The organism is Sulfitobacter sp. M85 (assembly GCF_029285915.1).
In the GTDB taxonomy this organism is placed as follows: Bacteria; Pseudomonadota; Alphaproteobacteria; order Rhodobacterales; family Rhodobacteraceae; genus Sulfitobacter; species Sulfitobacter faviae.
This window is the reverse complement of the sequence record NZ_JABECQ010000005.1, coordinates 85611-98034: the sequence shown is the minus strand read 5'-3', so window position 1 is coordinate 98034 and position 12424 is coordinate 85611. Positions and strand designations below refer to the sequence as shown.

The 12424-nt window shown below is 62.3% G+C and carries 13 protein-coding genes; 7 read left to right on the top strand and 6 right to left on the bottom strand.

Features of this window, described 5'->3' with window-relative positions; genetic code table 11:
* Positions 1–1143 (bottom strand): tRNA 2-thiouridine(34) synthase MnmA, encoded by a 1143-nt coding sequence (mnmA, locus tag HKX24_RS11210; protein WP_271693620.1) that lies wholly within the window; start codon positions 1141–1143, stop codon positions 1–3.
* A 120-nt stretch (positions 1144–1263) separates the two neighbouring features.
* Between mnmA and HKX24_RS11205 the strand changes: the two genes are divergently transcribed.
* From HKX24_RS11205 to HKX24_RS11185, 5 genes are all read left to right on the top strand, one after another.
* Entirely contained in the window at positions 1264–1542 is a 279-nt protein-coding gene (locus tag HKX24_RS11205) for a DUF1153 domain-containing protein (RefSeq protein ID WP_067266163.1), read from the top strand.
* Positions 1543–1636: 94 nt separating this feature from the next.
* A complete protein-coding gene (locus HKX24_RS11200; RefSeq protein ID WP_271693621.1) occupies positions 1637–2344 on the top strand; it encodes a response regulator transcription factor in 708 nt (235 codons plus the stop codon).
* Between the two features lie 101 nt (positions 2345–2445).
* Positions 2446–4566: an NAD-dependent DNA ligase LigA gene (gene ligA / locus HKX24_RS11195; RefSeq protein WP_276154014.1), complete on the top strand. Its 2121-nt coding sequence runs from the start codon at positions 2446–2448 to the stop codon at positions 4564–4566.
* On the top strand, positions 4563–6653 hold the full coding sequence (recG, locus tag HKX24_RS11190) for an ATP-dependent DNA helicase RecG (protein ID WP_271693623.1): 2091 nt from the start codon (positions 4563–4565) through the stop codon (positions 6651–6653). The genes ligA and recG overlap by 4 nt, the downstream gene beginning before the upstream one ends.
* A 99-nt stretch (positions 6654–6752) precedes the next feature.
* Positions 6753–6881 carry a hypothetical protein gene (locus tag HKX24_RS11185; RefSeq protein WP_271693624.1) on the top strand — a complete coding sequence of 43 codons (129 nt, stop codon included), beginning with the start codon at positions 6753–6755 and terminating at the stop codon, positions 6879–6881.
* A 194-nt stretch (positions 6882–7075) separates the two neighbouring features.
* Here HKX24_RS11185 and HKX24_RS11180 read toward each other — a convergent pair whose 3' ends face one another.
* Positions 7076–7537, bottom strand: a complete 462-nt coding sequence (locus HKX24_RS11180; RefSeq protein WP_271687444.1) for an iron-sulfur cluster assembly scaffold protein — start codon at positions 7535–7537, stop codon at positions 7076–7078.
* A gap of 75 nt (positions 7538–7612) precedes the next feature.
* Here HKX24_RS11180 and hisI point away from each other — a divergent pair, with 75 nt between their 5' ends.
* Positions 7613–7972, top strand: coding sequence for a phosphoribosyl-AMP cyclohydrolase (gene hisI, locus HKX24_RS11175; protein ID WP_271693625.1), 360 nt, complete (start codon positions 7613–7615; stop codon positions 7970–7972).
* Between the two features lie 9 nt (positions 7973–7981).
* Here hisI and gluQRS read toward each other — a convergent pair whose 3' ends face one another.
* The 4 genes from gluQRS to HKX24_RS11155 form a co-directional block, all read right to left on the bottom strand.
* The gene (gene gluQRS / locus HKX24_RS11170; protein WP_271693626.1) at positions 7982–8839 is read right to left on the bottom strand and encodes a tRNA glutamyl-Q(34) synthetase GluQRS; all 858 of its coding nucleotides are present in this window, start codon (positions 8837–8839) and stop codon (positions 7982–7984) included.
* The gene (locus HKX24_RS11165; protein ID WP_333909709.1) at positions 8836–9402 is read right to left on the bottom strand and encodes a methyltransferase domain-containing protein; all 567 of its coding nucleotides are present in this window, start codon (positions 9400–9402) and stop codon (positions 8836–8838) included. The genes gluQRS and HKX24_RS11165 overlap by 4 nt, the downstream gene beginning before the upstream one ends.
* A gap of 101 nt (positions 9403–9503) precedes the next feature.
* On the bottom strand, positions 9504–10844 hold the full coding sequence (gene trmFO / locus HKX24_RS11160) for a methylenetetrahydrofolate--tRNA-(uracil(54)-C(5))-methyltransferase (FADH(2)-oxidizing) TrmFO (RefSeq protein ID WP_271693628.1): 1341 nt from the start codon (positions 10842–10844) through the stop codon (positions 9504–9506).
* A gap of 249 nt (positions 10845–11093) precedes the next feature.
* On the bottom strand, positions 11094–11879 hold the full coding sequence (locus tag HKX24_RS11155; protein WP_271693629.1) for an enoyl-CoA hydratase: 786 nt from the start codon (positions 11877–11879) through the stop codon (positions 11094–11096).
* Positions 11880–11937: 58 nt separating this feature from the next.
* On the opposite strand from HKX24_RS11155, the gene HKX24_RS11150 reads away from it, so the two are divergent.
* On the top strand, positions 11938–12360 hold the full coding sequence (locus tag HKX24_RS11150; protein WP_271693630.1) for a PaaI family thioesterase: 423 nt from the start codon (positions 11938–11940) through the stop codon (positions 12358–12360).
* Positions 12361–12424 lie beyond the last annotated feature (64 nt).

Here is a 12424-nt window from a genome sequence, read left to right as displayed (position 1 = left end):
TCAGCCGCGGTGAATCCAGCCGCCTCCAAAAATGCGCGTGCTTTCAGGATCATAGAAAACACAGGCCTGCCCGGGAGAGACGCCTTCCTCGGCGGTGAGTAGCTCGACCTCGGCCTCCGTCTCACTGATCGGGCGCAGGATCGCATCGCGTGGCGGACGGGTGGAGCGCACGCGAACGGCGATGTTCCATTCCGCCTGTGAGGCCAGGGGCGCATCGCCCAGCCAGTTGATCTCGCGCACCGGGATCTTGCGAGTGGCGAGCATGGATTTCGGACCGACGACAACTTCTTTCCGCTCGGGGTCGAGCTTCACGACATAAAGCGGATCGGCAAGACCGCCGATGCCGAGGCCGCGGCGCTGGCCGATGGTGTAATGGATCACGCCCTCGTGGCTGCCCAGCACATTGCCCTCGGTGTCGACGATATTGCCCGGATCAGCGGCCTCGGGGCGCAGCTTGCGGATCACCGCGGCGTAGTCGCCGTTCGGGACAAAGCAGATGTCTTGGCTGTCAGGCTTATCGGCGACCTCCAACCCGTATTTCGCGGCGAGCTTGCGGGTGTCGTCCTTGCTCGGCAGATGGCCCAGCGGGAAGCGCAGGTAGGACAGCTGCTCTTCGGTGGTGGAGAAGAGGAAATAGCTCTGGTCGCGGTTGCCATCGGCGGCGGCATGCAGCTCTGGCCCGTTCTCACCCATCTTGCGCTGGATATAGTGCCCGGTGGCCATGCAGTCGGCCTCCAGATCCTTGGCCGTCTCCAATAGGTCCTTGAATTTCACCCGCTCGTTGCAGCGGATGCAGGGCACCGGCGTGGCACCGCCGAGGTAGCTGTCGGCAAACTCGTCAATCACGGCGTCCTTGAAGACATTCTCATAGTCCAGCACGTAATGCGGGAAGCCCATCTCCTCGGCCACGCGGCGGGCATCCTGAATGTCGACGCCCGCGCAGCAGGCGCCTTTCTTGGCCAGCGCCGCACCGTGATCGTAGAGCTGCAGGGTCACGCCTACGACGTCATAGCCCTCGTCCTTGAGCATGGCCGCGACGACGGAACTGTCCACGCCGCCCGACATCGCCACGACGACGCGCGTATCGGCAGGCGCTTTGGCAAAGCCAAGCGAATTGAGCGGCGGGGTCTGATCAAGGGCCATGGGTCTCTCCGGAGTTTGTGCGCGAATATAGGAAAATCCTACCTAGTCACAAGGGCGGGCTTCACGCCGCGTTAAGGCAGGTGGGGGTTATTGGACGCCAAAACAATGGCGGATGATGCGATGTACCTGAAAAAAGTCGATGGGCCACGGTCTGTTACCCTCGCTGACGGGAGCGTGATGTCACGCGCTGATTTGCCAAGCGCCGATACCCGCAGGTGGGTGGCCTCGCGCAAGGCGGCGGTAGTGCGGGGGGTGGTCTATGGGCTGATCACCCAATCCGAAGCGCTGGAGCGTTACGGCATCAGTGACGAAGAATTTATGGAGTGGTTACATGCGGTTACCGAACATGGGGAGGCGGCGCTGAAAGCCACGGCCTTGAAAAAATATAGACAACTTTAAGTTGTTGATCTATCCTATCGAGTATCGGTAACGGGTAGTTAACCTTTTTTGCTCAGGGTGAGCCCATCGTCCAAGATGAGCCGGAGTAACCGAAATGCGTGTATTGTTAGTTGAAGACGACCCAACGACCTCTCGCAGTATCGAACTGATGCTGACCCATGCGAATCTCAACGTCTACGCCACCGACCTGGGCGAAGAGGGAATCGATCTGGCCAAGCTTTACGATTATGATTTGATCCTGCTCGACCTCGATCTGCCGGATATGAACGGCCATGACGTGCTGCGCCAGTTGCGGCTCGCCCGGATTGAGACGCCGATCCTGATCCTCTCAGGCTCCGACGATACGGAAAATAAGCTGAGGGGCTTCGGCTTCGGCGCCGACGATTATTTGACCAAACCCTTTCATCGGGAGGAATTGGTCGCCCGGATTCATGCCATCATTCGGCGGTCCAAGGGGCATTCGCAATCGATCATCAAGACGGGCCAAGTGGCGGTGAACCTTGATGCCAAGACCGTCAGCGTGAATGATTCCCCCGTGCATCTGACCGGCAAGGAATATCAGATGCTCGAACTCCTGAGTCTGCGGAAGGGCACGACCCTGACCAAGGAAATGTTTCTCAACCACCTCTATGGCGGCATGGATGAGCCTGAGTTGAAGATCATCGATGTCTTCATCTGCAAACTTCGCAAGAAGCTGAGCCAAGCCACCGGCGGGGAGAGCTATATCGAGACGGTCTGGGGCCGCGGCTATGTGCTGCGCGATCCTGACCCGGTCGAGATGGATTTGGCCGCCAGCGCCTGATCCCCCTCGGTCCGGGCCAAAAATCATTCGCCCTGAAATCGCTAGACCTGCCCCTGATCGCCACCTATCTAAGCGACAGATGACAATATCGGGGGCAGATCGTGACATCCCAGATCGAGGTTGAAGCGCTGACCAAAGCGCAGGCAGAGACGGAATTGGCCCGGCTGGCCGAGGTGCTAAGCGCGGCGAACACCGCCTATCATACGGAGGATGCACCGGAAATCTCCGATGCGGAATATGACGCGCTCAAACGCCGCAATGCCGAGATCGAAGCGCGTTTGCCGAACCTCAAGCGCGCCGATAGTCCCTCAGAACAGGTCGGCGCACCGGTCGCCGAAGGTTTTGGGAAGATACGCCATGCGGTGCCGATGCTCTCGCTCGCCAATGCTTTCGACGCCGAGGAAGTCACCGAATTCGACGCGCGGATCCGCAAATACCTCGGCCTCGGCGCCGATGCGCCGCTGGCCTATACGGCAGAGCCCAAGATCGACGGGCTGTCGCTTTCTCTGCGCTACGAAAACGGCGTGTTGGTCCAGGCCGCCACCCGCGGCGATGGTGCTGTGGGTGAGAATGTCACCGCGAACGCCCGCACGATCCAAGATATCCCGCAAAAGCTCAAGAACGCGCCCGATCTGCTGGAGGTGCGCGGCGAGGTCTATATGAGCCACGCCGATTTCGCGGCCCTGAACGCGCGGCAGGCGGAAAGGGGCGGCAAGACTTTCGCCAACCCGCGCAATGCCGCCGCCGGATCGCTGCGCCAATTGGACCCTGAAATCACCCGCACGCGGCCCCTGCGGTTCTTCGCCTATGCTTGGGGCGCGCTTTCGGCCGCTTTGGCCAACACCCAAAAAGGCGCCATCGACCGTTTGGCGGAACTGGGGTTCTCGACCAACCCTTTGACCGCGCTTTGCAAGGGGCCGGGCGATATGGTCGCCCATTATGAGACGATCGAGGCGCAGCGCGCCACCCTTGGCTATGACATCGACGGCGTGGTCTACAAGGTCGATGACCTTGCTCTGCAGGACCGGCTCGGCTTTCGCTCGACCACCCCGCGTTGGGCCGTGGCCCATAAATTTGCTGCCGAACTGGCATGGACCCGGCTTGAGAGCATCGACATTCAGGTCGGCCGCACCGGCGCATTGTCCCCCGTGGCGCGGTTGCAGCCGGTAACGGTGGGCGGTGTCGTCGTCTCCAACGCGACGCTGCACAATGAGGACTACATCAAAGGGCTCGACAGCAAGGGTGCCGAAATCCGCGGTGGCAAGGATGTGCGCGTCGGTGACTGGGTGCAGATTTACCGCGCGGGCGATGTGATCCCGAAAGTGGCAGATGTTGACCTGTCGAAACGCCCCGAGGATGCGGCGCCTTTCGTCTTTCCGACCACCTGCCCGGAATGCGGGTCGGATGCGATCCGCGAGCCGGGCGATGCGGTGCGGCGCTGCACGGGCGGGCTGATCTGTCCGGCCCAAGCCGTTGAAAAGCTGATCCATTTCGTCAGCCGCAAAGCCTTTGACATCGACGGTCTAGGGGCAAAACAGGTCGAACAGTTCTACCACGACGGCTGGATCGCAGAGCCTGCGGATATCTTCACCCTGAAAGAGCGTTACGGCAGCGGCGTGCAGCAGTTGAAGAACCGCGAAGGCTGGGGGCCGAAATCGGCCGAAAATCTGTTCCAAGCCATTGAAGATCGGCGTGAAATTCCCATGGCGCGGCTGATCTTTGCCCTCGGCATTCGCCATGTGGGCGAGGCGGCGTCGAACCTGATCGCGCTCCACTACGGCGATTGGCAGAGTTTCGAGGCCGCCATGGCCGAGGCCCGCGGGCTGGACGGCCCGGCGTGGGACGATCTGATCGGCGTCGATGGGGTGGGCAGCGTTATGGCGGGCTCGCTCGTCTCGGCCTTCGCGCAAGAGGCGGAGCGCGCCTCCATCGACCGGTTGGTGGCGCATCTGACCGTAGTCCCTGCCGAGCGGCCCGACACCGAAGGCAGCCCCGTGGCGGGCAAAACGGTCGTCTTCACCGGCACGTTGGAGAAGATGAGCCGTGCCGAGGCCAAGGCCCGGGCGGAGCGTTTGGGGGCCAAGGTTTCGGGCTCGGTCAGCGGCAAGACCGACATTCTGGTCGCGGGGCCGGGGGCGGGGTCCAAGGCCAAAAAGGCCGCCGAACTGGGGATCGAGACCTTGGATGAAGACGGCTGGCTGGCCCTGATCGACGGCCAATGAGCGGCAGACCGGAACAGCTTTTCCCGCTTTTCGCCGGGCTGGAAACGCTCGAAGGGGTGGGGCCTAAGACCGCGCAGGTGCTGGGGCAATTGGGCATCCAAGCGCCGCGCGATCTGATCTTTACCCTGCCGCATTCCGGCATCGACCGGCGTCTGCGCGACAGCGTGAAGGACGCGCATCTGCCCGCGACATTGACCGTCGCGGTCACCATCGGCGCGCATCGCCCGGCCCGCAACAAGGGCGGCGCCTATCGCATCATGGTCGAGGACGCGCAGACCAGTTTTCAACTGGTCTATTTCCACGCGCGGGGCGATTACTGGCAGCGGCAATTGCCCGAAGGCAGCCGCCGCATCGTCTCGGGCCGGGTGGAGTTTTTCGATGGGATGGCGCAGATGGTCCACCCTGATTTCGCGGTGCCGGAGGATCAGGCCAGCAGCATTCCCGATTTTGAGCCGGTTTATCCGCTGACCTCCGGACTGACACAAAAGCTGATGTACAAGGCCACCCGCGGCGCGTTGAAACGGCTGCCCGTGGTCGCCGAATGGGCTGATCCGGGGCAGGTGGCGCAGGCCGGCTGGCCCGATTTTGCCGCCGCCGCAGAGGCCGCGCATGATCCGCAGAAGGCCGAAGACCTGACCGCCACCGCGCCCGCGCGCGAGCGGCTGGCCTATGATGAGCTTTTCGCCCATCAGGTGACCTTGGCGCTGGCGCGACAGAATGAGCGGCGCAAGATCGGGCGGGCGAACCGGGGCGACGGGCGTCTGCAACAAAGGGTGCTGTCCTCCTTGCCCTATCGCCCCACCGGTGCGCAACAGCGCGCGATCGAAGAGATCACCGCCGACATGGGCCGCGAGACGCGGATGAACCGGCTGTTGCAGGGCGATGTGGGGGCGGGCAAGACGCTGGTGGCTTTTATGGCGCTCTTGCGCGCGGTTGAGGCGGGGGGACAAGCGGTGCTGATGGCGCCGACGGAAATCCTTGCCCGTCAGCACCTTATGGGGCTGCAACCGCTGGCGGAACAGGCGGGCGTTGTGCTGGAACTGCTCACCGGGCGCGACAAGGGGGGCGAGCGACGGGCCAAGCTCGCGGCGCTGGAGCGCGGTGATATCCAAATCCTCGTCGGCACTCATGCGGTTTTTCAGGCCGATGTCAGCTTTGCCGATCTGCGCCTCGCCGTGGTTGACGAACAGCACCGTTTCGGCGTGCGGCAGCGGTTGGAACTGGGCCGTAAGGGGAAGCTCCCTGATGTGCTCGTGATGACCGCCACGCCGATCCCGCGCAGTCTGGCGCTGGCGCAATACGGCGATATGGATGTCTCGATTTTGGATGAAAAGCCCCCCGGGCGGCAGCCCATTCGCACAGCGCTCGTCTCGACCTCACGGATGGATGAGGTCATCGACCGGATGCGCCATGCGATCAGCGAGGGGCGGCAGTGCTACTGGGTATGTCCGCTGGTTGAGGAAAGCGAAGTCAGCGATCTCACCGCGGCGGAGGACCGGTTTAAGCGGCTGCGTGCGGCCTTGGGCGAAGGGATCGTCGGGTTGGTCCACGGCCAGATGCCACCTGCCGAGAAGGACGCGGCAATGCGCGCCTTCCAAGCGGGGGAGACCAAGGTGCTGGTGGCCACGACAGTGATCGAAGTGGGTGTCGACGTGCCCAATGCAACAATCATGGTGGTCGAACGTGCCGAAATTTTCGGCCTCGCGCAGCTGCACCAGTTGCGGGGTCGCGTCGGGCGGGGCTTAGGCGCCTCGACCTGCCTTTTGATGTATCAAGCGCCGCTGAGTGAGACGGGCCGCCAGCGGCTTGAGGTGCTGCGCGAATCAGAGGACGGGTTTGTCATCGCCGAAACCGACCTGAAGATGCGCGGCACGGGGGATCTGATTGGCACGGCGCAGTCCGGCGTGCCGCGTTTCCGCGTGGCGGATTTGGAGCGTCAGGCGGGGCTGATGGCGGTGGCGCAATCAGACGCTCGCAAGCTTTTGGTCGATGACCCCAGCCTCGAAGGGCCGCGCGGCAAGGCCGTGAGACTGCTTTTGTGGCTCATGCGGCAGGATGAGGCGATCCGTTTGATAACAGTGGGTTAGCGATCGAAACCTCATTATGTTCGCGGATGTTCTCAAAAAGTTCTTTACTTGTGGGTGAGGAAATGAGAACAAAGAAGCAACACAGATAAGGAGGTATTGATGATTACTTACACTGCCCTGAAATCTATCGCCGTCAGATCACAGGCCACATTGCTGCAAGATGCAGCAGGGGCCGCCGCTTTGATCGTGATGCTGGTGGTGGGTCTGCATCTGCCCGCCTTTATCTGAGTTCTGCCAAGGCTCTCATGCCGCTTTGCCGCTGCATCCGTCCCAATTTGATGCTCCGACTTGCCTGTCCGCGTCGGGTTTCGGCAAAGTGGGTCCCACATGAGGCACGCCGACTGACGCCGCCATCCTTCGCAGGATGTGCGGCGTTTTTTTAGCTTTTCAGGGGGGGGGAGGCAGGCTGAGGTTGGCCGCGATCAGCGTTCGCCCGCTTCGGCAGGTGCTTCGGCCTCTTGCATCGCTTCCGTCAATGCTTCGATGCTGAGCATGATGGAGGCATGGCGGTTTTTATAGGCCGTGGCGGGGGTCAGCACTTCGAAACCGTCGAAAGGGGCATCCGGCACCGGGCCTTCGCCCTTGAGCATGGCGCGCAGTTGATCGCGTGCGGTTGTGATCTGCGCAAGCGACCTGCCGGGGGCGGCATCGCCCACCACGGCGGCGGCGGCTTGCCCCAAGGCGCAGGCTTTCACGTCCTGCTTCATCTCGGCCAGATGCCCATCCTCAACCCGCACATCGACCGTCACGGTGGAGCCGCAGAGCGGTGAGCGGCGTTTCACACTGGCCTGCGGGGCCTCCATGCGGCCCAAGTGGGGGATCTCGGCCGCGAGCGCGAGAATGCGCGCGGAGTAGAGCTTGATGAGGTCCGTCTCATCCGACATGGGCTGTTCCTTTTCGTGCTGAAACCCTACATAAGCGCCGCAGAGACAGATGCAAATATTTCCACGAGGTGCCCGATGACATTTGATCCTGCAAGCCTTCAGTTTAACGAAGCGGGTCTGATCCCGGCCATCGCGCAGGACGCCGAGACCCATGAGGTGCTCATGCTGGCGTGGATGAATGCGCAGAGCATCGCGCGCAGCCTCGAGACCGGCAAGGTCACCTATTGGAGCCGTTCGCGGCAGGCGTTCTGGGTGAAGGGCGAAACCAGCGGCAATGCGCAAAAGCTGGTCGAGATGCGCGTCGATTGTGACCGGGATTGCCTGTTGGTGATGGTGGATCAGACCGGGCCGGCCTGTCATACCGGGCGGCGGAGCTGCTTTTACACCGGCATTCAGGACGGTGAAGAGGTCGAACTGATGAAGCCGATGGATTAAGAGCGTGCGCTAAAGCCCGACGATTTCACGAATTTCGCCGGGGGTGGCGCCGTTTTCGCGATAGAGCGCGATGGCGCGGGCGTCATCACGTTTGGCCAGTCTCTTGCCGCTGTCATCGCGGATCAGCCGGTGATGATGATAGAGCGGCGTCGGCAGGTCCAGCAATGCCTGTGTCACCACATGAATATAGGTCGCCTCGAACAGATCGGCCCCGCGCGGGACCAGCGTCACCCCCTGCGCGGCGTCGTCGAGCACGACCGAAAGGTGATAGGACGTGCCCATGTCGCGGCGGGCCAAGACCACATCCCCGACCGTGCCGATCAACTCATCAGGGGAGAGGGTGATCTTCCCAGTTTCGGCATTCGGCCCCTGGCCGTTTTCGGTGAAGCTTAGCTTGGTATTGCCAAGGGTTTCCAGTGCCTTACGCATATCGAGGCGCAGCGCGCCGGAGCCTTTGGAGTGGCCTGCCGTGCGGCAGGTGCCGGGGTAGATGAGGCCATCGGGGCCGTAGACGGGTTCTGCCCCCTCTTGCGGCGCGCTGGTGGCAGCGGCAATGTCGCGGCGGTTGCAGGTGCAGGCATAGAGCAGACCGCGCGACCAGAGGACATCTATGGCGGCTTCATAGGCCGCCATTCGATCCGATTGCCGCATGACGGGTTGCGGCCAGTCGATGCCCAGCCACGTGAGGTCTTCGTAGATCTGCGCCTCCCAATGCGCACGCGCGCGGGATTGGTCTATGTCTTCGATCCGCAGCAGAAAATCGCCGCCTGCGGCCTTTGCCAGATCATAGGCCAAGAGTGCGGAATAGGCGTGGCCAAGGTGCAGTGGTCCGGTCGGAGATGGTGCGAATCTGATGGTAAGAGTCAATTCTTTTCAATCAGATAGACGGTAGACTTCATGTCGATCCCGGGCAGGTGCGGCCCTTCCTCGGCAAAGAGAAGGATCGCCGCGCCGCAATCGGTCCATTCGTGGATCATGCCTAAAGCACCGCGATCTTCCAGCGCCTTTTCATTAAGTGAAAATAGGAGCTTACCGCCCTTTTCTAACCCATGCATCAGCGTATCGAAGAGGCTGATGGGGGCCGCACCGGGGCCGATCACGCCGATGGCACTGATCGCTGCATAAGCCCCGGGCGCAAAGGGAAGTGGCGCGTCAACTTCGAGTTCTAATAGGTTGCGGTATATGTCTTTTTTGCGCGCTTGCTCCAGCATGGCGGCGGAAACGTCGCCGCCGTCGATGGTGGTGAAACCCGCCTGTTTTAGCGCCGCGCCGGACAGCCCGGTGCCGCAGCCGATGTCGAAGATCGGCTGCTCTTTGTCGCCGAGGAATTCTGCGAGCGTGGCAGCGGCGCGATCGGGCGTGGCATAGCCCTGCGCCTTGATGTCCTCGTCATAGCTGCTTGCCCATTCGTCATAGAGGCTGCGGATCACATTCGTGTCCCGCGCCGCATAGGCCTTGTCAAAAAAATGCTGTGTCATGCCCTTAGGATATGGGGGATGAGCAGGAGGATCCAGTGTTAACCCCCGCCGCGTTAACCTTGATTAAGCCACGTCTGCCAATCGGCCTTGGCGCGGTCGGTATAGGCTTTGTAGCGGTCCTTGCGGCCACGGCGGCCCGATTTCAGCCCTTCGACCGGGGGGAAAAGGCCGAAGTTCACGTTCATCGGTTGGAAGGTCTTTGCCTCGGCCCCGCCGGTGATATGGGTGATCAGCGCGCCCATGGCGGTGCTGTCGGGCGGGGTGGGCAGGCTGCCGCCCTTGATTTCGGCGGCGGCCATACGGCCCGCCAGCAGGCCCATGGCGGCGCTTTCGACATAGCCTTCGACACCGGTGATCTGACCCGCAAAGCGGATATTGTCGCGGCTGCGCAGGCGCATCTGGTCGTCAAGCAGTGTCGGCGAGTTGATGAAGGAGTTCCGGTGAATGCCGCCCAAACGGGCGAAGCGCGCGTTCTCCAGTCCCGGAATGCGTTTGAAAACATCTGTTTGCGCGCCGTACTTCATCTTGGTCTGGAAGCCGACGATATTGTAAAGCGTGCCCAGTTTGTTGTCGCGGCGCAATTGCACCACGGCATGGGCCTTGACCTCGGGCTGGTGCGGATTGGTCAGCCCCACGGGTTTCATCGGGCCGTGGCGCAGGGTTTCGCGGCCCCGTTCGGCCATCACTTCGATGGGCAGGCAGCCGTCAAAATAGCCTGCGGTTTCGCCCTCTCGGAACTCGGTCTTTTCGGCGGCCAAAAGCGCGTCGATGAAATCCTCGTATTGCTCCTTGTCCATCGGGCAGTTGAGGTAGGCGGTGCGCTCTTCCTCGGTCTCGCCCTTGTCATAGCGCGACTGCATCCAGGCTTTGGACATGTCGATGCTGTCGAAATAGACGATGGGCGCGATGGCGTCGAAAAAGGCCAGCGCCTCGGCGCCGGTTTCAGCCGCGATGGCTTCGGCCAGCTTGCCCGAGGTCAGCGGACCGGTGGCGATGATCCATTTGCCATCGCGCGGCAGTTCGGTGATCTCGCCATATTCGACGGTGATGTTGGGGTGTGCGAGCAGCGTGTCGGTGACGCTCTGCGCGAAGGGGTCGCGGTCCACCGCCAATGCGCCGCCTGCGGGCAGGCGGTTCTTGTCAGCGCAGGCCATGATCAGCCCGTTGGCGGCACGCATTTCCCAATGCAGCAGGCCGACGGCGTTCTGTTCGTCATCATCCGAGCGGAAGGAGTTGGAGCAGACCATCTCGCCCAGAAGTCCGGTTTGGTGGGCGAAGGTTTCGACTTTGGGGCGCATTTCGTGGATCACGACTTTCACGCCCGCGTTCGCCGCTTGCCAAGCCGCCTCTGATCCGGCCATGCCGCCGCCGATGATGTGCAATGTATCTGTCATGGGGGCGATGTAGGGCAGGGCAGCGCCGCACGCAACAGGCAAGAAGGCGCGACGAGGCTGCGGGAGAGGAATGGTTTTGGGGTCGCCGCGGCGGGAATGGTCGGTCAGTGAGAGGCTGACCCGGAGGGACCTTCCGCCTGCGGCGACCCAAAATCATCAGGGTTACTATACCCTAACATAACTATGCCGTGATTTCGCCAGATTTGCCAGCCCCCGCGTGGCAACAAAGGCTGGCGGTTTTGGAAACAATCATTGGGGCCAATCGGGGCGGCGTTTTTCCAAGAAGGCGTCGATGCCCTCGCGTGTTTCCGTCTCGAGCATGTTGCGGACCATGACCTCGCCGGTGAAGGCGTAGGCCTGTTCGGTGGGCATCTGCATTTGTTGGTAGAAAGCGCCTTTGCCATGGGCGACGGCGGTGCCGAGTTTGGCGGCGATCTTCTCGGCCAGTGCCTCGGTTTCTTGGGTCAGTTGGTCCCCCGGCACGGCGCGGTTGATCAGGCCCAGTTCAGCAGCGCGGGGGGTGGAGATGAACTCTCCGGTGGTGAGCATCTCGAACGCCTGTTTGCGCGGGATGTTGCGGGTCAGGGCGACCATTGGGGTCGAGCAGAAGAGGCCGATGTTCACGCCGTTGACGCCAAAGCGGCAGTCATCCGCGGCGATGGCCAGATCGCAGGTGGCGACAAGCTGACAGCCCGCGGCGGTGGCGATGCCATGCACTTGGGCGATGACGGGCTGCGGCAGGCTTTGAATGCGGGCCATCAGGGCGGCGCAGCGGTCAAAGAGGTCTTTGAAGCCCGCCGCGCCCCCGTCTTCGGCTTGGCGCATGGCGGTCATTTGGCGCAGGTCGTGGCCCGCGCAGAAGGCTTTGCCAGTGCCGGACAGGACGACGACCCGCGTGGCGCGGTCTTGGGCCAATTGGTCGAAGCGCGCGTGCAGGGCGGCCAGCATTTCGTCCGACAGGGCGTTCAGCCGTTCGGGGGCGTTCATGCGCAGGTGGGTCACCGGCCCGCGTGCCGTAACGTCAAGAATTGCCACCTTGCCCTCCCCGGTTGATCACGCCAACGTTACGCCGAGGACAGCAGGGAGGACAAGTATGGCCGTTGTGATGGATGCGGAGGCGTTGGAAGCCTTCATGCGGGAGGTGTTCGATCAGGTGGCGGATGATTTCGCCGTGGATCATGTGGCCGAGAACGAGATCACCATGCGCCTGTTGACCAGCCGTCGCCATCTGCGCCCCGGAGGGACTGTTTCAGGCCCGTCGATGTTCGCGCTGGCGGATGTCTCGGCCTATCTGGTGACGCTGGCGATGATCGGGCCCAAGGCGCTGGCGGTAACGACGAATTGCTCGATTGATTTTATGCGCAAACCGCTGGCGGATGTGCCGCTGGTGGCCCATGCCAAGCTGCTGAAGCTGGGGCGGCAGCTGTCGGTGACGGATGTGTTGATCTATTCCGAGGGGTCGGACAAGCCGGTGGCGCGGGCCGGGCTGACTTATGCGATTCCGCCTGCGGCTTGATTCCGGGCCGAGGAATTCTCAGAGGCCACAAAAAAGGGCCGGGAAAACCCGGCCCGAGGAAGAG